The sequence below is a fragment of the Leisingera sp. CC-HEC093 genome, from assembly GCF_059429195.1.
The window spans coordinates 264,194-286,608 of record NZ_JCAIJR010000001.1 but is presented as its reverse complement, the minus strand read 5'-3'; the positions used below and the strand labels follow the sequence as shown (position 1 = coordinate 286,608).

Below are 22,415 nucleotides of genomic sequence, written 5' to 3'. Positions count from 1 at the left end.
AGCCGGATTTGCAATCAAAAGCGCATTTTGCCTGCGGGTTTTCAGCACATTAGCGCCATCAGGGTTGATTGCTGAGTGACGCCCTGTAGAGATTGGCAAACCGGAATAGACAGGAACGACCATGAGCCAGAGCCGCAGCAACCAGAAAGATGCCTATGCGCTGATCCTCGAGGCGATCGACTCCGGGATCTACAAACCGGGCGACCGGCTTGTGGAAAGCGATCTGGCAGAGCGCTTTGGCGTCTCACGCACCCCGATCCGCGAAGCGCTGCAGCGTCTGGAGACGCAGTCGCTGCTGGAACGCGACGGGCGGTCGCTGATCGTGGCCTCATTGGATCACAACCAGATGGCTGAGCTGTACGTGGTGCGGCGCGAGCTGGAGGGGCTGGCGGCGCAGCTGGCCGCACGCCATGCCACCGAAGAAGAGATCAAGGTTCTTAAGGAAATGGTGGACTCTGATGACAGGCTGGTCGGGGATCCGGCGGCGCTGTCCAAGGCCAACCGCCGGTTCCATGAGCAGATCCACCTGGCCTCGCACAACCGCTATCTGGTGCAGCAGCTGGATCTGGTGCACCGGACCATGGCGCTGATGGCGACCACCTCGCTGGCGGCAGAGGGGCGCAGCGAGATTGCCCAGTCGGAGCACAAGGGTATTGTCGACGCCATCAGCCGCCGCGACGAGGCGGCGGCGGGCGCGGCGCTGAAGGAGCACATCTCGATTGCCTTCATGACCCGGCTGAAGCAGGACGCCAGCGGGCGGGGATAACCCGCCAGCGCCGCCGTCTGGCAGCGGGCTTGATGCCATGCGCCGTCTTGTCCCAGAAAAAGGGGCAGGCGAGCAGTTCATAGGCCGCCTTGGCCACGGCAACTGCCCCCATCGGAAAATAGAGGATCATGGCAGGCGCCCAGCCCGCCAGCCTGGGGCGTCCCATGGCGCAGGCCGCGGTCACGCTGATGATAACCCCCAGCAATTCAAAGAACACCAGCGCCGCAACCGCGAACGTCATCAGCAACGGCGGCACCGCGCCGCCGCTGGGATGCGGCAGGCCAAGGGTGAACAGCCAGAACGACCACAGCACCGGGGCAAACAGGAATTGCCCGATGGTGCCCAAGAAGAACGCCTGAAATCCCAGGAAGCGTTTCCAGCCCAAATCAGCCCGCAGGCGGAGCGGCTGGCGCATATGCACAAGGTAGGTGACCATGAAGCCCTTGAGCCAGCGCGAGCGCTGCTTGACCCAGGGCCAGGGGCGCCAATTGGCCTCCTCGTAGGTGGTGCTGGGCAGCATCTGCGTGCGGTAGCCCGCGCGGTAGAGCCTGACGCCAAGATCGGCGTCCTCGGTCACGTTGTGGGCATCCCAGCCGCCCAGCTCCTCCAGCACGCCGCGGCGGACAAACAGGGTGGTGCCGCCGAGGGGCACCACCAGGCCCAGCCGCGCGATCCCGGTCAGGACAATGCGGAACCAGCTGGCATATTCCAGCGTGAAACAGCGGGAAATCCAGTTGGTGGCCGGATTGTAATAGTCGAGCACCCCCTGGAAGCAAGCCGTGCGGCCGTCTGCGGCCGCAAAGCCCTGTGCCACCTGGTCCAGCTGGTCGGCCTGCGGCGCATCCTCGGCGTCCCAGACACCGATGATGCTGCCGCGGCAAAAGTTCAGCGCGTAATTCATCGCCCGCGGTTTGGTGGTCAGCCCGCCAAAGGCCGGAACTTCGATCACCCGCACCCAGGGCGGCAGGCGGGCCCTTGCAAGGGCGGCGCGGGTGACGCTGTCATGCTCCTCCAGTACCAGCAGCACATCGGTGAGCGCCCGGGGATAGCTGAGCTTCCCTATCCGTGTGAGCAGCGCTCGGCTGATTTCCGCTTCCTTGTAGAGCGGCACCATGACTGAGATAACCGGCCGCTCGCCCGGAGGGTTCAGACCGGGCTGCTGCGCGGGGCTGCCGCAACGGGCACGCCCGCTCCAAAACGAAGCGAGACCGCAGAGCTTCAGGGCGGAGAACAGAAATACGCAAAGCAGCGCCATGAGGCTCAGGGCAGTGAACACTGCCGCCGGAGCAGCCCAGGACAGGTACAGCGCGGGCAGGGCGCCGGCCCCGACCAGGGCGCGGCAGCGGGCGGGCCGAAGGGTGCGGCAGCTCAGCTGCGGGGCAACGCTGCAGCTGGCCTCGCGGGCCAGTGCGGGGCGGAAATGTGCGGTCAGCAGCTCGGTAATCTGTGCTTCTTTGACCAGAATCGGAACGACCTGTGCGAAGCAGTCTTGCAGCTCGTTCCGCAGTGCCTCGAACCGGTCGGGGTGGGCAATTGCAACGGTGACGGTCTGGCCCAGCTGCATCCAAGGCAGCGCGCAATGGCGCAGCCAGAACTGGGCAGGTTTATGCGCCAGCAGCCGGGCGCTGGGGATCTGGCCGGACAGATCGGCCTGGGGTATTCGGTACTGCCGCGCCAGGGTGTCCTGCACCCGGTCTTCGCTGACCAGCCCCTCGGCCACCAGTATCCGCCCCAGCGCCGCCTTCTGATGCTGGCGCAGCACCAGCGCCTTCATCATGCTGCTGCTGCTATCTGGTGACACCCTCGCTGCGGGCAGGGGCCTGCGCGGCGATGTTCCCTTCTGCGGCGGCCGAAGCTGCCGCAGCGGTTGTGACACAATACCCATCATACGCCTGCAACACTGAAACCAGAGGTGCTCAGGCTGGCGGCGGGGGCTTAAGAATTGGTAAATGGGTAATTAACCATGCCGCCTGGCGGCACGGTTAACCGTTGAATTTACGCAGATTTGCGCTCCGCCATCGCCTCGGCAAAGCGTTCGAACAGATAGAAGCTGTCCTGCGGGCCAGGGCTGGCCTCGGGGTGGTGCTGCACGGAATATACCGGGCGGCCGGAAATGCGGATGCCGCAGTTGGAGCCGTCAAACAGCGACACATGGGTCTCTTCGACGCCGTCCGGCAGGGTCTGTGCGTCCACCGCAAAGCCGTGGTTCATCGAGGTGATTTCCACTTTACCTGTGGACTGCTCCTTGACCGGATGGTTGGCACCGTGGTGGCCGTGGTTCATCTTGACGGTCTTGGCGCCCAGCGCCAGTGCCAGCATCTGGTGGCCCAGGCAAATGCCGAATACCGGCAGGTCCGCTTTCAGCACGTCCTGGATCATCGGCACCGCGTATTCGCCGGTGGCAGCCGGGTCGCCCGGGCCGTTGGACAGAAATACGCCATCCGGGTTGTGCGCCAGCACCTCCTCAGCCGTGGCGGTGGCAGGCAGCACGGTGACGTCGCAGCCGGCAGAGGCCAGGCAGCGCAGAATGTTGCGCTTGGCACCATAGTCAACGGCAACGACCTTGTGCTTGGGGGCTTCCTGGCGGGCATAGCCATCGGGCCAGGCCCAGCGCATTTCGTCCCAGCGGTAGCTTTGCGCGCAGGTGACGTCCTTGGCCAGGTCCAGGCCGACCAGGCCGGACCATTCGCGCGCCTTGGCAACCAGCGCCTCGACGTCGAAGTTGCCATCCGGATCGTGGGCAAGTGCTACATGCGGCGCGCCCTGCTGGCGGATCGCACGGGTCAGGCGGCGGGTGTCGACGCCGCCGATGGCGATGCGGCCGGTGCGGGTGAGCCAGTCCTTCAGCTCTTCGGTGGCGCGCCAGTTGGAGGCCAGCGTCGGGTCCCATTTCACCACCATGCCTGCCGCCACCGGGTCGCCGGTTTCGTCATCTTCCGGCGTCACGCCGGTGTTGCCGATATGCGGGAAGGTGAAGGTGACGATCTGGCCGGCATAGGAGGGATCGGTCATGATTTCCTGGTAGCCGGTCATTGCGGTGTTGAAGCAGAGCTCGGCCACGGTCTCGCCGGTGGCGCCGAAGCCGGTGCCGTAAAAGACGGTGCCATCTGCGAGCGCCAGGCATGCGGTGGGCTTGGTCGGGGCGGAAGCGGCCATTGCGCGAGTCTCCATGCGGGTGAAATTCATGGGCTTGTAAGGGGGGCGCAGCAGCGGGTCAAGCCTGCAAGGGGCGGGCAGGCTGACGCGGGGTCCGGAATTGAAAGTTTACTGTAAACTTGCACAGACGCATCAGAATGGATAACCATCGGTGTCCGGCAACCATGGGGATGCTTTTGCATATGGATACGCGCACACGGGTCAATCAGGCCCTGAAGCAGGCGATGAAAGACAAGGCGGCTGACCGGCTGGCCACGCTGCGGCTGATCAATGCCGCCATCAAGGACCGCGAGATCGCAGCCCGCGCTGATGGTGAGGAAACCAGCATCGGCGACGGCGAAATCTTAGCCATCCTGGGCAAGATGACCAAGCAGCGCAAGGAAAGCGCCCGTGCCTATGAGGAAGGCGGGCGGCTGGATCTGGCGGAGCGGGAACTGAGCGAGATTTCCGTTATCGAGGAGTTCCTGCCGCAGCAGCTGAGCGACGAGGAAGCCGCAGATGCAGTGAAAGCTGCCGTTGCGGACACCGGTGCCGAATCGATTCGCGACATGGGCAAGGTCATGGCTGCGCTGAAGGCGAAGTACACCGGCCAAATGGATTTCGGCAAAGCCGGCCCGATGGTCAAGGACCAGCTCTGCAGCAAGGGCGATTGCTGATCTGCTGACGCCGGGCTGATACCGCACTGGCGCGCGGTGCCTGCGGCGCGAGTATTTGACCAAAGAAGAAGAGATGAGGCCCGCATCGCGGGCCTTTTTCATGTGTGCTCAGCCGGACAGGGCGGTTTTGAGATCGCCGTAGAGCGCCACCCGTTCCTCCTCTGACAGGAAGGCGCCGATCTCCACCTCGCGGCCGCCGCCCTGCAGGGTGACATAATGGGGCACCGGGCCGTCATGGTCGTGCATCTCGACGCGGGTCCAGTAGCGGTTGCAGTGCCAGCTTTGACGATCGCCGTCCGGGTTGATCCGCACCAGCCGGGCCTCTTCCGGAGTGATGGTCAGCACTTCGAGAATCTGGTGGTCGCGGCGGCTGCGGTCCAACGCCCATTTCATTCCAAACAGCGCCAGCAGCAGGAAGGGCAGGAGGCCCCAAAGCAGGAAGGAGCCCAGGACCGGGATCAGCGGCACGCAGATCAGCACAGCAGTAAGGCCAAGGAAACGCGCGTAGCCTTGAGGCGGCAGCGATTGATGCGGCCATAGGTGCAGCTCGCGTTCGGCGCCGGATTGCGGGCGGGTCCAGTTGTAAGGCATCGGTTCTGGCCTGCTGGGAAGGAGAGACGTCTTTTAATGATGTGCCGGAAAAGCGCATTTTCCACTGCGGCTTTTTACCCAGCCAGGAAGATAAGAAAAGGCCCCGGTGCATCAGCGCCGGGGCCTTTGGAGTTTCAGAGTTTCAACCGCTTAGTGCGAATGCGAGCGGTCCCAGTCTTCCTGCTTGGGCAGGATTTCGAAGGTGTGCTCCGGCGGCGGGGAGGGCAGGGTCCACTCCAGGGTGTCCGCGTATTCGTTCCAGTAGTTGTTCTGGGTGACGCGGGCGCCGCGCAGCAGCGAATAGATCACCACGCCGAAGAACAGCAGGAACGAGGCAAAGGACAGGAACGCGCCGTAGGACGAGATCTTGTTCCAGTAGGCGAACCCTTCCGGGTAGTCGATGTACCGGCGCGGCATGCCCTGACGGCCCAGGAAGTGCTGCGGGAAGAAGGTCAGGTTTGCGCCGATGAAGAACATCCAGAAGTGGATCTGCGCGCCCAGCTCGTTGTACTGGCGGCCGGTCATCTTGCCGAAGTAGAAGTAGATGCCCGAGAAGATCGCAAACACCGCACCAAGCGACATCACGTAGTGGAAGTGGGCAACCACATAGTAGGTGTCATGGTAGGCCCGGTCGACAGCCGCCTGTGACAGCACCACACCAGTCACACCGCCAACGGTGAACAGGAACAGGAAGCCGAAGGCGAACATCATCGGTGCCTTGAACTCGATGGAGCCGCCCCACATGGTGGCGATCCAGGAGAACACCTTTACCCCGGTCGGAACCGCGATCACCATGGTGGCCAGCATGAAATAGGCCTGCTGGTTCAGCGACATGCCGACGGTGTACATGTGGTGCGCCCAGACGACAAAGCCCAGAACGCCGATGGCGATAATGGCCCAGACCATCGGCAGGTAGCCGAAGACGGGTTTGCGGGCGAAGGTGGCGATGACGTGGGAGATGATGCCAAAGCCGGGCAGGATCACGATGTACACTTCCGGGTGGCCGAAGAACCACAGGATGTGCTGGTACAGGATCGGGTCGCCGCCGCCTGCCGCGTCAAAGAAGGTGAAGCCGAAGTTGCGGTCCATCAGCAGCATGGTGATGGCGCCTGCCAGAACCGGCAGCGACAGCAGGATCAGCCAGGAGGTGACGAAGATCGACCAGGAGAACAGCGGAACCTTGAACAGGGTCATGCCAGGCGCGCGCATGTTCAGGAAGGTGGTGATCATGTTGATCGCACCCAGGATCGAGGAGGCGCCGGAGACGTGCACGGCGAAGATCGCCAGGTCCATCGAGTAGCCGCCTTCGTTCACGGACAGCGGCGGGTACAGAACCCAGCCGACGCCGGACCCCAGCTGGTCATTGCCGCCCGGGGAGACAACCGAGAGGACCGCCAGCGAGGTGCCTGCGACATACATCCAGAACGACAGGTTGTTCATCCGCGGGAACGCCATGTCCGGCGCGCCGATCTGCAGCGGCATGAAATAGTTGCCAAAACCGCCGAACAGGGCCGGAATCACCACGAAGAACATCATCAGGATGCCGTGGGCGGTGATCATCACGTTCCAGAGGTGGCCGTTCGGAGTACATTCCGCAGCGGCGTCTGCGAACAGGCGCGCGCCTTCAAGGCACATGTACTGAACGCCGGGATCCATCAGCTCAAGCCGCATGTAAACGGTGAAGATGACGGAGATGAGACCTGCAATCGCCGAGACGATCAGGTAAAGAATGCCGATATCCTTATGGTTCGTGCTCATGAACCAGCGGGTGAAAAAGCTCCGCTCGTCCTCGTGGCCGTGACCATGAATGGCTGCGTCTGCCATTTAGGTGCCTCCTGCTGCATAACGAAAGGCCCCCGGAGACGGACTCCGGGCGGCCTGGATTCCTTGCGAGTTTTAGTGTGGCCCGCCGGGGCCTTCAATGGCGGAGTTTGATCTGGATCAAGATTTATTGCCGCAGGGGCTTGAATGCACAACGGAATGCCCGGCCCCGCGGCGCTTGACCTGGCCGGCGGGCGGGCGCACAACCAGTGCAGCAGCAAAAAGGAGGCCAGATGCATGCCCGCTTATGACCCAGACAACATCTTTGCCAAGCTCCTGCGCGGCGAGATTCCTTCTACCCGCGTTTTCGAGGATGACGGCACCCTGGCCTTTATGGATATCATGCCGCGCGCGGACGGCCATCTGCTGGTGATCCCCAAGACCGCTTGCCGCAATATCCTGGATGCCAGCCCTGAGCAGCTGGCGGCGGTGATGCAGACCGTGCAGAAACTGTCGCATGCCGTGATCAAGGCTTTTGGCGCGGATGGTGTGACCGTGCAGCAGTTCAACGAGGCAGCCGGCGGGCAGGAGGTGTTTCACCTGCACATGCATGTGCTGCCGCGTTTCGAAGGCGACAGGCTGCGCCCGCCGGGAAAAATGGGCGACATGGAATTGATCCAGGAACACGCGGGCAAGATCCGCGCGGCACTGGCGGGCAGCTGACTGTCTCCGGCCGCCGGTGGCCTTTGGAAACAGGAAAACACCGCGGCAGTTTCCCGCGGTGTTTCATTTGCGAATTTGCGCATCTGAAATAAATGTTGAATTTTAGTTGAATTTGATCATAGCTGCTTCGCAGATTGGTTGAAGGTTAGTTGGGGCGCACGCGCCCAAGCGTATGGGAACCCAAGAATTGGGGTAGACCGGCATGGCATGCCAGCCTGGCAAGGGGTGGCATCAGCCGGGCATTTTCAGTTTACAGGCAGGCTGCCTGAAACCTGCAGGCCAGAAGGCCTGCAGCCGCCCGTGCGTTTGCGCATGTTTGCAAGGCGCTGGGACCCTTTGACGCTGAACGCAGTATTGGAGGGCGGGGTGACGCTCTTTTGCCAAGTGCAGGCCTTGTCGCAAGACCAGGTCGTCGCCGCAATATATGAGACAATGATCCGGCCGGAGCAATTCGACCGGTTTGCTGCAGCGACGCAGGACCTCGCCGGTGATGCCGCGGCGGCACCAGGCCGCCGCCAGCGCGACAGATTGCAGACGGCGCCAGTGTTTCAGGCGCATTTTTCGCGGGCTGCAGATATTCAAGAACAGCAGTGGGGCCGTGCCGGGCGGCCGCATCCGGGCCGGTATTCCGGCGAGTGCAGCCGGTTCTGGCTGCTGGCAGAGGCCGCGCCGGACGGCAGCGTGCTGAACGCGTCGCAGCGGGCGGCGCGCCAGCTGACAGGCGGATTAGAGCTGGCGGAGGCTATGGGCCTGACCGCAGCGGCGGCAGAACGCTGGCAAAACTTCCGGGCAGAAGTGCGCGCGGGAGATTTCTCCTGGACCGATGTGCTGCTCTTGGAGGCGCGCGCATCCGGCGAACGGTACCTTTGCCGCCCGGTCCGCATGAGCCATGCCGGCGGCACGGCGGCAGCAGTCATGGCAGAGCGGCTGGACGGCGCCTGGAGCGACGAGGCTGCGGGCCCGGTCGCAGCGGCCCTAGGATTGCAGAGGCAGGAGGTCGAGCCGTTGCGAGCGGCGATGAATGGCACCGGCGGCAAGGTGGATTGCGGCCTGCAGCGGATTGCCTGGAAGACAGGGATTCCGGGACCTGCAGAGCTGGTCCGGCTGGCGGCCTTCCTGATGAATGAGCACAGCCGGGATTTGGCCGTCGCCCGCGGGGACCAGTTGCCTGCATCAGAAACTTACGAAGATGGCAGCGGCCAATGCACCCAGTTTTTCCGGCTGGGGGCGGAAACCGGAAAACCTGTGATCTTCGTTCACGGAATGCTGGACGGGATCGCGCCGCTGCAGCGTCTCCAGCCGCAGCTCCGGATGCTGGGCTTCAGGGTCTATGCTCCGATGCGCCGCGGATACGGCAGTTCCACCGCACTGCAGCGCGGCCAGGATCCTGCAGAGGCTTTCGTGTGGCAGCTTGAGGCGCTGATGGCCCGTGAAAACCTGCAGCGGCCGGTGCTGCTGAGCCACCGCGGCGGGGCGCCCTACGGCCGCATCGCGGCCAGCCGCCTTCAAGCCAAGATCGCAGGCCTGGTGGCCGTGGCCTCCAACTGCGCCATCAGCTCGCCGCGGCAATTCTCCGGTCTTAGCGGCTATGCCTGGCTGGTCGCGCTTGGCGCCGCGCGGGCCAACTGGATGCTGCCCGCGCTGATGCAGGGCTGGTCCGCGGCGCTGCACTGGTACGGCCACCAGGCGCTGCTGCGGACGCAGACCCGCAGCGGAAGCAGGGAGCGGGCCATGCTGAACCAGCTTGAACTGTTGCCGCTGCTGCAGCAGAGCCAGCTGTTGTTCCGGCAGCAGGGCGGGGCAGGGTTCCTGGCGGATGTGCAGATGCTGCGGCAGGGCGGGCAGACTGCGCTGCCGGCATCCAGCACGCCGGTGGTGTTTGTGCATGGAGCCGATGACCGTGTTGCACCGCTTGCTGCCATCCGCGATGCCGCGGCCAGCCAAACGAACGCCCGGCTGTGCGTCAGCCAGGAGGCGGGCGCGCTGCTGTTTTACATGTTTCCAGAGCTGGTGCTGACAGCGCTGCAGGACCTCGTCAGCGCGGCGGATCATGGGTCCTAACTGCTGAACACCTGCTCAAAGCTGCGTCTGAGGGCGACATCCACATCTGCCATGGTGACTGGCAGGCCGAGGTCCACGAGGCTGGTCACGCCGTATTCGGTGATGCCGCAGGGCACGATGCCGGTGAAATGCTCCAGTTCCGGCTCGACGTTGATCGAAATGCCGTGAAAGCTCACCCACTTGCGCAGGCGGATGCCGATGGCTGCGATTTTGTCCTCAGCCATGCCGCCGGAAATCGTGCGCGGCTTGTCAGGCCTTTCAACCCAGACGCCGACGCGCCCGTCGCGGATGCGGCCCTTGATGTTGAACTCGTCCAGGGCGGCGATCACCCAGGTCTCCAGCTGCTGCACGAAGCGGCGCACGTCATGGCCGCGCTGGCCCACATTCAGCATTACATAGACCACCCGCTGGCCCGGCCCGTGGTAGGTGTACTGGCCGCCGCGCTTGCTCTCGTAGACCGGAAAGCGGTCCGGGTCGGTCAGGTCTTCGCGCTTGGCCGAAGTGCCGGCAGTGTACAGGGGCGGATGTTCGACCAGCCAGATGCATTCCTCTGCCGATCCTTCGGCAATTGCGGCCGCGCGCGCCTCCATGAAGGCAACCGCTTGATCATACTCGACTAAACCGTCTGATGTGATCCACTCAACCATGGCTGTAGCCGTCCTTTTCCACTGCGCGCGCGGCTTCCAGGAAAAATTGACCGGAAAACCCTAGGTGCCAGCGCTGCCTCTGGAGTATCCTGATTCCGTAACCAGTATCCATAGGGGGCGAGTATCATGTTTACCAAGCCGCTCAAGCCGGCTCTTACTGCCGTATTTCTAGCAACGTCTGCCACCGCTCCTGCCGTCGCAGATGAGCTTGGCGCCGCAATTGCGGGCGCTGTGATCGGCGGTGTCATTGTCAATGAAGTACATAAGAACAAGCAGCGCCAGCGCAGGGCCGCCACGACTTACCGGCGTGCACCTGTCTATTCCGCAGCAAGGGCAGAAAACCGCGAAACCCAGGTGGCTCTCAACTATTTCGGGTTCAATGCGGGTTCGGCGGACGGAGTGCTGGGGCGGCGGTCCCGCTCGGCCATCACCCAGTACCAGATTCACATGGGCTATCCGGCCACAGGGCGCCTGACTCCGTATGAACGGAACTTCCTGGTCAGTTCCTACAACCGGGCACAAGTGGGTGGTCCGGAGGTGATCCGGGCAATGCAAGGCCCGAACGGCGTGCGCGCCGTGCTGCATACCTGGCGGGATGAAGCTGCAGGCGTCCGCTCGGCAGGCACCAGCTATTCCGGCGGCGGCTACGGCGGGCTTCCGCCTGAGGTCAGCCAGGCAGTGGATGAGATTGCAGCAAGTTCCGAACCGACCGGTGAGCAGCTGCTGCAGCGCACAGGTTTCCTGCAGCTGGCAGATCTGAATGGCGACGGCCGCAACGACTATGTGCTCGATTCATCAGTCTCCGGCAGTTCCTTCTGGTGCGGCGCTTCGAATTGCTCAGTGATGGTCTTTGCCTCGACCCCGCAGGGCTACCAGCGCAACGATTTCCTGGCCCGCGGGGTGACCCCGGCCAGCTTTGCCTGCCATCAAGGCACCTGCCGGATGACGGACACTGGCGCTGAGGCCCCGGTTCAAGCGGCGCAGCAGCAGAACCGCAGCACCGTCGCGGCCTTTGCCGGCCAGGAAAGCGCGGCCCTGGGCGGCATCACCCTGTTCGACGAACCGGAGCAAAGCGCCTCCCTTACCAGCTATTGCAGCAAGGTCAGCCTTCTGACCAGTTCCAACGGCGGCTTCACGACGGTCGACAGCATGAATGATCCGGAATTGGCGCTGGGTGAACAGTTCTGCCTGGCCCGCACCTATGCCATCAACGCAGGCGAAGCCCGCGCGGCCAAGGTCTCCGGAGTCTCGCAAGCGAAGATCGACAGCCAGTGCGACGCCTTCGGGCCGGCCTTGAAGCCCTATCTTGCCAAGCTGGGCACTGCAGGCAGCGGTGAAGTGATGGGTGATGTGCAGAAGTTTGTCCTGCAATCCGGCATGTCGCTCGAGCAGCTCTCCAACACTGCGGGAATTTGCCTGTTCTCAGGCTACCGGCGTGACGACATGGAAGTTGCGCTGGGCGCGGCGCTGATCCTGACCGGCACCGGTCAGCGGCCTTATGCGGAACTGCTCGGGCACCACTTGGCGCTGGGCTTTGGCGCGCCGAATGCGGTGAAAAGGGCGCAGGAATGGTACAGCATGGCCGTGATCGCACTTGAAAGCGGCGCCGAACCCGCCTTTGCGCCGGGTCAGTCCGGACGTGCGGAGCTGATCAAGGCGGCGTCGACTGAGCTGGCAGGCGGCCGGGTGCAGCCGGTGCAGGCCTCCGGTGCCGCGGCGGCGCTGCCAACCTTCGGCGCTGACTGAAGCTTTCGCCGAAGCGGAGAAAATCAGGCGGCCGGCGGTTTCGCCGGCCGTGCTTCCAAGGCGCATTCCAGGACTGGTTCTGACCTGGGGGCAGTCGCCGCAACTTGATTTCCGTACTCTTTTCCATTGCTTAGCCGCGGACGGGCGGCGGCAGCAACATTCTGTGCAAAAAAGATGGTTTTCGGCTTCACATCGCAATCGCGCTGGTCTATACGCCGCTACACCAAGCCTAAGACAGTGCGGTCGTGGCGGAATTGGTAGACGCGCAGCGTTGAGGTCGCTGTTCCTTAACCGGAGTGGAAGTTCGAGTCTTCTCGACCGCACCATACTTTCCTGAAAAACAGTTCAACCATCTTTGTGCATCTCTTGGCGCAATGCCGGGTCTGTTGCGGGAATATCAGCTGGCAAACGCTTTGCGGGGCGGATGCGGCGTTTCCAGGTTTCTGCAATTCCGGGAGGCAGTTATAATGCTGCTGCTCCAGGCCTCAATGGGCCGGGGCCAAGAATGCCATTGAGTGATGCAGCAGTATGCCAACGTCTGACCCCCAGGATTGCAACGGCAAGATCCTTGAACGCGAACTGAGCGCTCTGACCCTGGCGGGCGGGCGCCGCCTTTTGGATGCCGTAGAGATGAGCACGGCTGAGGGCCGGCTGGCCCGGCTGTTCTTTCGCACCGGCACGCCGCATGACGGCATCAGTGTCCCGAAAGGCGGCAAGGCGGTTCTGCACAATTTTGGCGGGGCGCCTGTCCTGGATACCGGCATCGCCGCAGCAGGAGCCGGGGCGGTACTGGCGCTTGATGGCGTCCTGCATGAGGTGTCATTGCATCCCGATGAAACGGAGTTTTTTGCCGGGTTGAATGTGCTGACGGCAGTCCGCAACGGCGAGACGGCCGAAACCGCGGCTGACTGGCTGCGCTTTCATGTTCAGCTGCATGGTGTGCAGGGGGCAGTCATCTTTGACCGTGCGCCGCCGGACGGCAGCCGCAGCTTTATCCGCGGCTTGCGGGCGCTGGCTGAAAGCATGGAGGGGCTGGAGCGCGTTGTCGTGGTGCAGGCAGGCCTGCCTCTGGGCAAGGAAGGGCTGCCGGAGGAAGCGCATCCGTTCAACGCGCCGGGGGCGCCGGGCAAGGACCGGATGGAGATCCCGCCCGCCGATCCCTGGCGGGCGCCGCTGGGCGAGGTCCTGATCTACGAGGTCCTGCGCGCCCGCTTCCTGGCGCGCGCGCGTGCGGTGGCCAATATCGACTTGTTTGACCTGCTGGCGCCGGGCCAGGGGCCGAATGTATTCGACTGCGCGGTTGCCGCGCCTTCGGGCTGTATCCGCCTGGGCGGGGTGCAGGCCTATCCCTGGCGGGTGCGCAAGGGGGACGCGCCGTCCTTTGCCGATCACATTTGCACCCAGTTCGACGCGACCGGCCTGCGCCCGCGCTGGTGCCTTGCGCCTGCCAAGGCCGGGCCGGACTGCATCTGGCGGCTGATCCGGGTGGTCGGGGCAGACCCCGATCCCGGGCAGGAGGCGCGTTTCTACCGCTGCATGGCGCTGCGGCACCCTGCGGACACAGTCTCGAAAATCGTGCCGAAAACCAGCCTGGTGGAAACTCCGGAGCTTCTGGACCTGGCCACCGGCTACTTCAATGCCAAACCCGTGCGCATCCCGGAAGAACAGACGGCCAGGCGAAAACCCCGAAAACCCAGGACAGCCATTGTCACCACGATGAAGAACGAAGGCCCCTTTATCCTGGAATGGCTGGCCTATCACCGGATGATCGGGGTGGATGACTTTCTGGTCTACACCAATGATTGCACCGATGGCACCGACACCATGCTGCAGCTGCTGCAGGACAAGGGGATTGTTCAGCACCGCGAAAATCCTTTTCGCAACACCGGTTTGAAACCGCAGCATGCGGCGCTGCAGGCGGCCGAGGATGAGCCGGTTATCAAGGACGCCGACTGGCTGGTCTGCATGGATGTGGATGAGTTTATCAACATCAAATGCGGCGAAGGGCGGCTTGCGGATCTGTTTCAGGCGGTGGGCGGGGCGAACATGATCTCGATGACCTGGCGGCTGTTCGGCAACAATGATGTGCGCGATTTTACCGGCGATCTGATCCTGCGTGAATTTACCCGCTGCGCGCACGAGGTTACCCGAAAGCCGCACCAGGCCTGGGGGTTCAAAACCCTGTTCCGCAACAGCGGGATTTTCAAGAAACTGGGGGTGCACCGTCCCAAGGGGCTGAAGCCGCAATTGTGGGAAGATATCCGCTGGGTCAACGGCTCCGGCAAGGACATGCCGCGGGAGATGTTCCGCAACGGCTGGCGCTCGTCGATGAGCACCTACGGTTATGACTTGGTGCAGCTCAACCATTACGCCGTCCGCAGCGCCGAAAGCTTCCTGGTCAAGCGCGACCGCGGCCGGGTCAACCACGTCGACCGCGACCAGGGGCTGTCCTACTGGTTCCGGATGAACAACAATGCCGAGGAGGAGCGCTCAATCCAGCGCATGATCCCGGCGCTGGAGGAAGAGATGGCGCGGCTGCTGGCGGACCCGGACATCGCCGCCGCGCATGAGTATTCCTGCCGCAAGCATCGTGAGAAGGTCGAGGAGCTGAAGACCCGCGACGACATGATCGCGCTGTTCCACGAATTGACCGGCAGCAAGCTGTGCAAATTGTCCCGGATGCACGCGCATTTCGGTGCCAATGTGTTCCTGAGCGGACCGGAGGTGATCCCGGACGAGATCGCGGAGAATGAGCCGGGTGACGATTTTTGGTTTACCGTGTCGCGCGGCGAGACCACACATTGAGGCTTGCGCGCGCGGGCAGATTGACAGGCTTTCAGGCGGCGGGCTAAGTCTCTGTAACAAAAAGCCCGCTGAAACGGCTGTGGTATTGTGTGCAACAAGGGGCAGAAATCATGGCGCTTCCGGCCATTGCGTCACTCTGGGTGGGCGCTGAACTCAGCTGGCTGGAACAGCTGTGCCTGAAATCCTTTCTCGACAACGGCCATGAGGTGATCCTGTTCACCTACGATGAGGTCAAGGGCGTGCCCGAAGGGGTGCAAGTGGCTGATGCCAATGAAATTCTGCCTGCCGACCGTATCATCCGCCACGCCAGGACCGGCAGCCCGGCCTATCATGCGGATGTGTTCCGCCTGCATATGCTGCGCCAGACAAACTATGTCTGGGCCGATACCGATGCCTATTGCTGCCAGCCCTGGGACATCAAGGGCAAACACTTTCACGGCTGGATCTCGGACGACAAGCCGATGGTCAACAACGGGGTGCTGCGGCTGCCCAAGACGTCCAAGACACTGAAAGCAATGCTGCGGTTCACCAGCGATGAATACCCGGTCCCGCCCTGGTACTCTGCGGAAAAACAGGCGGAGCTGCAGGCGCTGAAGGACCGTGGCGATGGGGTGCATGTGTCGCTTCTGCCCTGGGGAGTGTGGGGGCCCGATGCGCTGACGTGGTTCCTGCAGGAAACCGGTGAGATCGCCCGCTCTCAACCCGGCCATGTGATTTATCCTGTGCCGTTCAAAAACGCGGGCGTTGTGCTCAACCCGAACCGGCCTGTTCAGGCGGCCAGGCTGATCCAGGACGACACGTTGTCGATCCATTTCTGGGGCCGCCGTTTCCGCAATATCGCCGCCAAATACGGCGGCGTGCCGGCCGACGGCTGCTTTGTGCAGGGGTTGCTTGCCAAACATGGAATCGACGCGGAAAAGACCCGGCATCTGCTGGCACCAGCGCCGCAAGCGGAACCTGCGGCTGCAGAGCCGGTCGATACGGCTTCGCTGGATTTCTCCATGTTTACGGATCAGGACGTGGCCAACATTTTGCTGCAGCGCTCTGAACTGGCAAGCTCCGGCCAGACCATCAGGGACTGGCTGGCCGGCGATGAGCAACTGCTGCTGGAAGAATCCCGGCGGCAGCGGGATCATATTCTGCACGGCGCAGTTCGCATCGCAGAGCGGGAATGCGGGTTTTTTCTGAACGGCACGGACAGCATAGCGCCCGAACGGGCCGCAGACATCGGCTGCGGATATGCCTTTGCCAGCCTGTTGCTCCACCGCCGCTACGGCTGCAGCATCGTGCTGATCGATATCGAAGAGGGCAACGGGCGGCATTTTGGGTTCGAGGGCGCGGGCGCGGGCTACAGCAGCCTCAAAACCGCCCGTTCCTTTCTGGAAAAAAATGGCGTGCCGTCCGGCAAGATCACGACGGTCAACCCGAAGACGGACGATACCGCTGCACTGGGTGCCATGGATCTGGTCATCAGCCTGGCGTCCTGCGGGTTCCATTACCCGGTCAGCACTTACGAGGATCTGTTCCGGAACCAGATCAGCGATGGCGGCGGCATTGTGCTGGATATCCGCAAGGGATCGGGCGGCATTGGCGCGATGAAGAGCTTCGGCACTGTCGATGTTCTGGCCAAGCACGGAAAATACTCCACCGTTCTCGCCCGCAAGGGGCAGCAGAAATGACGGAAATCCTCGAGACCCACGGAGTGAAGATCCCGCTGAACACGGGTGTCATTACCTCCAAGATCGAGCGCGCAATCCGCAAGGACCGTTATGAGCTGGACGAGGTTTCCGGCACGCCGAAGTTTCTGGAAAAGGACGACCGGGTGATCGAGCTGGGCGCCGGTATCGGGTTCATTTCCTCGTTCCTGGGCGTCAATCTCGGCGTCGGAAACGTTCTGTGCGTCGAGGCCGACCCGTCGCTCTGCGCCTTTATCCGGAGTGTGCACGAATTGAACGGCCTGTCCGCAGCGCAGGTGCGCAACTGTGTTGCCCTGAACGATGCCGGGTCCGAAGGTCCGGTCTCATTCTATGTCCGAGAGCAATTCTGGTCTTCCTCCCTGGATGGGGATGAGCCTTTTCAGAAGGCCATCGAAGTGCCGGGTATCCGCCTGTCGAAACTAATCAGGGAGTTTAAAGCCAACACTTTGATTGTGGACATCGAAGGCGGCGAGCGTGATCTGTTTTCCCCGGCAGACCTAAGCGGGATCGACAAGATTTTCCTGGAGATCCATACGCGGAAAATTAAGAGAATCGGGATAAAACAGTGCTTTGACGCGCTGTCGCAGAGCGGCTTTTGCTATGATCAGCAGGTCAGCCGCGGCGGATCTGTTCTGTTCCGGCGCATCCCAGAATGGCAGCTGAAGCAATATGCTGGGTGACAGCTTCGATTTTCAAACGGTTTTGCCCGCGCTGGATGCGGATGAGGTTGGAACTGTTGCGGATGTGAACGGCCAGGCCCCGGAGCTGGCTGCCCTGCTGCATCAGCGCTTTGGCTGCCGGATCGACGTGATCTGCCTGGACAGCAACGGTGCGTTTGCACCCATGCCGGAGGCGCAGCTGTCGGAATACCTGTCGGCGCTGGACCGGGGCGGGGTCGGCCGGAAGGCGGTCCGCGTGGTGGCCCGGCCGCGCCGCCTAGACCAGTATGATGTGCTGATTTCGCTGAACGGGTTCGGCGCGGCTCACCGGCCCCAGAACCTCAAATACGTGCTGGACCACGCGCTGCATCCGCTCAGCCGGGCGGTTTTTGAGATCCGCAAAGGATCCGGCAGTTACCCGTTTCTTAAATCCTACGGCGGCTGCAACACACTGAAGCTGCCGCAGAACGGTGCCAACGGGCTTGCAGTGCTCTCTGTCGAGCCGCAGGAGGATGCGCAGCCGGCAGAAGGCTGGTCGCAGATGGCAAGCGAACTGGCAGGGGAGGACGGGTTCTTTTCCGATTTGAGCGAGCATTCCTTCCTGTTTGTTCCCCGCGGCAGCACCCTTGTTGTGACCTTTGACAACCTCGATATCGCAATGACCAAGCGCGAGGAGAGGCGGCCCTGGGGCTATGGCTTTATCGAGGCTCAGGGCTGGTCGATGCTCGGGGTCATGGCCAACGGCTGGACCTGGTTCCGCCACCAGGAAGTCATCCGCAAATTCGAGGAATTGCGCGACAGCGGTTTCTTCGCGCAGTTTTCACGGGTGGTTTTCTATGGCGCATCCATGGGCGGCTATGCGGCAGCAGCTTTTGCCGCGGCGGCGCCTGGGTCAACGGTGTTTGCAATCAGCCCGCAGTCTACCCTCGACAAGTCGCTTGTGCCTTGGGAAACGCGCTACAGAAAGGTCTGGGACCGGGATTTCTCCGGCCCCTTCGGCGATGCAGCGCTGGCCAGCCAGGGGGCTGGGGATGTGCATATTATGTACGACCCCTATGTAGCGCTGGACGCCGCCCATGCGGCCCGGTTCACCGGTGCCAATGTCACCTATTGGCGCTGCCCGCTGCTGGGGCACCGGCTGGGGTCGTCGCTGCAGCAGATGGGGGTTTTGCAGGAAATCGCCGGCAGCGCCATCGCCGGCAGTCTGACACCGCACCGCTTCCATCAGTTGCTGCGCAACCGCCGCAGCTTTCCCCGGTTCCAGCGGGAGCTGGCCAATCTTGCGCTGGACCGCGGCCGCCCGGGGCTTGCGAAACAGATCTGCGCTTATATCTTGCGCCAGCGGGACGACCGGTTCTTCCGCCAGTTGAGGGAACGGTTATGAGCTGCGCCGCTGGCGGCGCAGCAGGCCGCCCGCATCCCGCTGAAAGCAACCCGGGAAGGGGCCGGACAGGATGATGAACCAGGCAAGCACTGACATGCAGGACATCACACTCGCCTTTCACGTCGGGGCGCCCAATACGGACAATGGCCAGCTGACATGGTCGCTGCGCAAGGATGCGCAGAAGCTGCTGGAGCACGGCGTGATGATCCGGCGCCCGGGCACTTACATGGCTGCGCTCACTCAGATGCTGCGCAAGCAGGACCAGGAGTTTGTGACAGAGCAGGAACGCGAAGCGCTGCTGGCTGGTCTCGTCAAGGACCAGGCGGTGTCCCGTATTATTCTGACCAATTCAAGCTTTCTGGGGGTACCGGGCTGGATGCTCAGCGGCGGGCGGCTTTACCGCAATGCCGGCAAGAATACAGCGGCCCTGCGGGGGCTGTTTCCCGGCAATCCTTGTGAGTTTTTCCTTGGCCTGCGCAACCCGGCCACCCTGATCGGGCCGGTGTTCAAGTCGCAGTCGGGCCGGACCTGGAACCAGTTCGCCGCGGATACCGATTTCCTGAACCTGCGCTGGTCGGAGGTGGTGGAGGACATCCAGAACCGCAACCCCGGCTGCCGTATAACGGTCTGGTGCAACGAGGAAACGCCGGTGATCTGGCCCGGCATCCTGGGCCATGTATCCGGTCTGGGGGACAGCTTCCGCTTCAGCGGCGAGCTGGACATCACCCGCGGGATTATCTCCGAGGCTGGCTACGAGCGGCTGGAGGCCTATCTGGCGGGCCGCCCGGGGCTGTCCGAAGAACAGCGGGAACGGGTGCGCGCGCTATTCCTGAGCTACTTTCACGACGAGGCGGAGATCGAGGAGGAGATTGACCTTCCCGGCTGGTCGCAGGCGCTTGTGGATGACATGAGCGAGGCATACCTGACCGATGCCGAGCTGATCCGGCACATGCCGGGTGTCACCTTCCTGTCCTGAGGGCGGCGCGGCCGTAGAGCGGTTTCATCAGGATTGCGGTCAGGTACATCGGGATCTGGTAGCAGCCCAGGAAGATCAGCAGCGGGTCGGTGGTGGCCGCGGGCAGGGCGATCAGGAAAAGCGCGAAGTTCCGGTTGCCGGCGACCACGGATACGGGCACGGCGCCACTGCCCGCGCGGCGGCGCAATGCAGCAAACACCAGCACCTGCAGGCCCAGGTTGGCTGCCAGCGCGAAACCCAGCCATTGCAGGACCAGCAGGGGGGCGGTCCGCAGCGCCGGCCCCAGTGCCGCCATCAGACCCACCACAATCACCGCGAGCGCAATGACAGTCAGCCCGTCTATGGCTCTGGCCTGGTCTTCCCGCATCTGCGGCAGGGTCAGGCGGCGCAGCAGGAAGGCCGCCGCCACGGTGAGGCCAATCGCACCGATCAGCCGTCCGGCAGCGCGCAGTACCTCGCCCAGATCCCCCAGGCCGGGTGCCAGCAGGAACACCGGAATCACCGTCAGCGGCATCAGTGCAGTCCCGGTGATCAGCAGGCGGAAGGCAGGTTCCGGCGCGTGACCCATCAGTGCGGTGATATTGGGGCTGCCGGTCACCGAGGGCGCGCTCAGCATCAGGATCAGCGCTATGGCGGCAGGGGTCTGCGCAACGCCGAACAGTGCCGCGAGCGCGAGCGCTGTAAGCGGCAGTGCGACTTGCAAAAGGGCGATGGCCTTCAGCGCGCCGATGCCGTCGGCCAGCCCGCCTGCGGCCTTGCGGAGGCCAATCCGGTAGGCGTTCAAAAACAGCAGCCCGGCCACCATCTGGGGCAGCCAGGGTTGCAGGGCAGAGGCTGCACCGGGCAGCAGCAGACCGGCCAGAAGCCCCAGGACCAAGGCGGCCCGCCCGTGCCGGGCGGCAAAGGCGAGCACGCGCATTATGTGGCTAGACGGGTCCCGGCCTGAGGTTGTTGGGCAGATAGGTCGCCAGCTCCGGGAAGGCGATCAGTACGAAAACCATCAGCACCATGATCAGGAACATCGGGATCGCGGCACGGGCGATATAGCTCATCTCGTGGTTGGTCATGCCCTGCATCACAAACAGGTTGAAGCCGATCGGCGGGGTGATCTGCGCCATTTCAACCACCACGACGATGAAGATTCCGAACCAGATCAGATCGATGCCCGCCTGCCGGATCATCGGTTCCACCACCGCCATGGTCAGCACCACAGAGGAAATGCCGTCCAGAAAACAGCCCAGCACGATGTAGAACACCAACAGCACCATCAAGAGTTCCAGGCGCGACAGCTCCCAGCCAGCAATCAGGTCTGCTAGGCCCCGCGGCAGGCCGGTAAAGCCCATCGACAGCGACAGGAAGGCGGCGCCTGCCAGGATCAGCGCAATCATCGCGCTGGTGCGGGTGGCGCCCATCAGGCTCTCGGTGAAGGTCTTCCAGTTCAGCGAACCCTGTCCCAGCGCCAGCAGCAAGGAGCCGATGACACCAAATGCGGCCGCTTCGGTCGCGGTGGCAAAGCCCAGGTACATCGAGCCGATCACCACCACGATCAGTGCAATCACCGGGGCCAGAAAGCGGGAGTTTTTCACCTTTTGCGCAAAGGACAGCTTTGCTTCCTGGTTGGGCTGCCAGTCCTTGCCGACCTTGGAGTAAATCGCCACATAACCCATGAACATCGCCGCCAGCACCAGGCCGGGCAGGATGCCGGCAAAGAACAGCTTGGTGATCGATTCATTGATGGTAACGCCATAGACGATCAGCGTCAGCGACGGCGGGATCATCAGGCCCAGCGTGGCCGCACCAGTAAGGGTGCCGATAATCATCTTTTCAGGATAGTTGCGCTTGCGCAGCTCCGGGATCGACATCTTGCCCACCGTGGTCAGCGTCGCGGCGGAAGAGCCGGAGACCGCGGCAAAGACGGTGCAGCCGACGATGTTGGTGTGCACCAGCCCGCCGGGCAGGGGCGCCATCCAGGGGCTGAGACCCTTGAACATGTCCTCGGATAATCGGGTCCGGTACAGGATCTCGCCCATCCAGATGAACATGGGCAGCGCCGTCAGCGTCCAGCTGGAGGACGCCGACCAGATGGTGGTCAGCATCACGTCGCCCACTGGTCTTGTGGTGAACAGCTCCATGCCGACCCAGGCCACGCCCATCAGCGCCAGCCCGACCCAGACGCCGGTACCCAGAAGGGTGAACAGCACGAAGAGAAACAGAATGATGACTGAGATATTTTCCATGTGCTCTTACTCCGCGTGGCTCTGATCTTCGAGATCCCGGGTGATGCGGTGGTCGCCGCGGAATATCACGTGGATCAGGTGGTCGGTGAGGGCGATGGCCAGGATGACCGCGCCGATCAGCATGGCGCTTTGCGGTATCCACAGCGGCGTGCGGTCCTGGCCCTGGCTTACGTCGTTGAACTTCCAGCTCCAGTAGACAAAGCGATAGGCGTAAAAGCAGAAGTACCACATCACCGCGGTGCCGATGCCAAAGCACCAGACCTCCAGCACCCGGCGGAATTTTTCAGGCACCGCATTGAGCAGGATCGACACCCGGATATGGCTGCCGCGGTTCAGCGCATTGGCAAAGGCCAGAAACGACGCCGCCGCCATCGCGTAACCGGCGTAATCCGGCGCGCCGGGAAAGACCTCACCGGTCCAGCGGGCCAGCATCTGGACAACGATCAGCCCCAGGATGGCGATCAGGCAGAGGGCGGCCAGCACCCCCGCCGCCAGGTACAAAAAATCGAGACCGGAGCGCAGCCCCCTGAGCACAGTCATAGCAACCCCA

At 63.0% G+C, this 22,415-nt stretch carries 17 protein-coding genes, 1 tRNA gene and 1 pseudogene; 11 read left to right on the top strand and 8 right to left on the bottom strand.

The genetic code is table 11. The features are described 5' to 3' along the window. Positions 1-121: 121 nt before the first annotated feature. Complete coding sequence (locus tag AC5STB_RS01430; protein WP_495441198.1) at positions 122-766, top strand: GntR family transcriptional regulator; 645 nt, start codon at positions 122-124, stop codon at positions 764-766. Here the strand turns inward: AC5STB_RS01430 and AC5STB_RS01425 are convergent. Together AC5STB_RS01425 and carA are read right to left on the bottom strand one after the other, a co-directional pair. Next, complete coding sequence (locus AC5STB_RS01425) at positions 726-2,543, bottom strand: glycosyltransferase (RefSeq protein WP_495441197.1); 1,818 nt, start codon at positions 2,541-2,543, stop codon at positions 726-728. The two genes, AC5STB_RS01430 and AC5STB_RS01425, sit on opposite strands and share 41 nt — an antisense overlap. Before the next feature lie 218 nt (positions 2,544-2,761). Beyond that, positions 2,762-3,922, bottom strand: coding sequence for a glutamine-hydrolyzing carbamoyl-phosphate synthase small subunit (carA, locus tag AC5STB_RS01420; RefSeq protein WP_495441196.1), 1,161 nt, complete (start codon positions 3,920-3,922; stop codon positions 2,762-2,764). 182 nt (positions 3,923-4,104) lie between these two features. On the opposite strand from carA, the gene AC5STB_RS01415 reads away from it, so the two are divergent. Further along, positions 4,105-4,578, top strand: coding sequence for a GatB/YqeY domain-containing protein (locus AC5STB_RS01415; RefSeq protein ID WP_495441195.1), 474 nt, complete (start codon positions 4,105-4,107; stop codon positions 4,576-4,578). Positions 4,579-4,686: 108 nt separating this feature from the next. Here AC5STB_RS01415 and AC5STB_RS01410 read toward each other — a convergent pair whose 3' ends face one another. Both AC5STB_RS01410 and ctaD read right to left on the bottom strand, forming a co-directional pair. Next, on the bottom strand, positions 4,687-5,169 hold the full coding sequence (locus AC5STB_RS01410; RefSeq protein ID WP_495441194.1) for a DUF2244 domain-containing protein: 483 nt from the start codon (positions 5,167-5,169) through the stop codon (positions 4,687-4,689). Positions 5,170-5,319: 150 nt separating this feature from the next. Then, complete coding sequence (gene ctaD, locus AC5STB_RS01405) at positions 5,320-6,993, bottom strand: cytochrome c oxidase subunit I (protein WP_271906090.1); 1,674 nt, start codon at positions 6,991-6,993, stop codon at positions 5,320-5,322. Positions 6,994-7,227: 234 nt separating this feature from the next. On the opposite strand from ctaD, the gene AC5STB_RS01400 reads away from it, so the two are divergent. Together AC5STB_RS01400 and AC5STB_RS01395 are read left to right on the top strand one after the other, a co-directional pair. Further along, entirely contained in the window at positions 7,228-7,653 is a 426-nt protein-coding gene (locus tag AC5STB_RS01400) for an HIT family protein (RefSeq protein WP_495441193.1), read from the top strand. A 312-nt stretch (positions 7,654-7,965) separates the two neighbouring features. Further along, the gene (locus AC5STB_RS01395) at positions 7,966-9,714 is read left to right on the top strand and encodes an alpha/beta fold hydrolase (protein WP_495441192.1); all 1,749 of its coding nucleotides are present in this window, start codon (positions 7,966-7,968) and stop codon (positions 9,712-9,714) included. Here AC5STB_RS01395 and lipB read toward each other — a convergent pair. Next, positions 9,711-10,367 (bottom strand): annotated as a pseudogene (gene lipB / locus AC5STB_RS01390) (lipoyl(octanoyl) transferase LipB); the annotation flags it as partial. The gene AC5STB_RS01395 and the pseudogene lipB sit on opposite strands and share 4 nt — an antisense overlap. Positions 10,368-10,487: 120 nt before the next feature. Here lipB and AC5STB_RS01385 point away from each other — a divergent pair. From AC5STB_RS01385 to AC5STB_RS01355, 7 genes are all read left to right on the top strand, one after another. Further along, a complete protein-coding gene (locus AC5STB_RS01385; RefSeq protein WP_495441191.1) occupies positions 10,488-12,107 on the top strand; it encodes a peptidoglycan-binding domain-containing protein in 1,620 nt (539 codons plus the stop codon). Between the two features lie 239 nt (positions 12,108-12,346). Then, positions 12,347-12,433 (top strand) — tRNA-Leu (locus AC5STB_RS01380). Positions 12,434-12,635: 202 nt separating this feature from the next. After that, positions 12,636-14,912 (top strand): glycosyltransferase family 2 protein, encoded by a 2,277-nt coding sequence (locus AC5STB_RS01375; protein WP_495441190.1) that lies wholly within the window; start codon positions 12,636-12,638, stop codon positions 14,910-14,912. Positions 14,913-15,022: 110 nt separating this feature from the next. Beyond that, the gene (locus AC5STB_RS01370; protein WP_495441189.1) at positions 15,023-16,591 is read left to right on the top strand and encodes a class I SAM-dependent methyltransferase; all 1,569 of its coding nucleotides are present in this window, start codon (positions 15,023-15,025) and stop codon (positions 16,589-16,591) included. Continuing rightward, a complete protein-coding gene (locus tag AC5STB_RS01365) occupies positions 16,588-17,289 on the top strand; it encodes an FkbM family methyltransferase (RefSeq protein ID WP_495441188.1) in 702 nt (233 codons plus the stop codon). The genes AC5STB_RS01370 and AC5STB_RS01365 overlap by 4 nt, the downstream gene beginning before the upstream one ends. After that, positions 17,279-18,652, top strand: coding sequence for a hypothetical protein (locus AC5STB_RS01360; RefSeq protein ID WP_495441187.1), 1,374 nt, complete (start codon positions 17,279-17,281; stop codon positions 18,650-18,652). The genes AC5STB_RS01365 and AC5STB_RS01360 overlap by 11 nt, the downstream gene beginning before the upstream one ends. Positions 18,653-18,725: 73 nt before the next feature. After that, positions 18,726-19,628 (top strand): hypothetical protein, encoded by a 903-nt coding sequence (locus AC5STB_RS01355; RefSeq protein WP_495441186.1) that lies wholly within the window; start codon positions 18,726-18,728, stop codon positions 19,626-19,628. Here the strand turns inward: AC5STB_RS01355 and AC5STB_RS01350 are convergent. From AC5STB_RS01350 to AC5STB_RS01340, 3 genes are read right to left on the bottom strand one after another with little or no spacing between them, the layout of a single operon-like run. Next, positions 19,612-20,547 (bottom strand): hypothetical protein, encoded by a 936-nt coding sequence (locus AC5STB_RS01350; protein ID WP_495441185.1) that lies wholly within the window; start codon positions 20,545-20,547, stop codon positions 19,612-19,614. The two genes, AC5STB_RS01355 and AC5STB_RS01350, sit on opposite strands and share 17 nt — an antisense overlap. Before the next feature lie 7 nt (positions 20,548-20,554). Next, on the bottom strand, positions 20,555-21,865 hold the full coding sequence (locus AC5STB_RS01345; protein ID WP_495441184.1) for a TRAP transporter large permease: 1,311 nt from the start codon (positions 21,863-21,865) through the stop codon (positions 20,555-20,557). 6 nt (positions 21,866-21,871) lie between these two features. After that, positions 21,872-22,405 carry a TRAP transporter small permease gene (locus AC5STB_RS01340; RefSeq protein WP_495441183.1) on the bottom strand — a complete coding sequence of 178 codons (534 nt, stop codon included), beginning with the start codon at positions 22,403-22,405 and terminating at the stop codon, positions 21,872-21,874. Positions 22,406-22,415 lie beyond the last annotated feature (10 nt).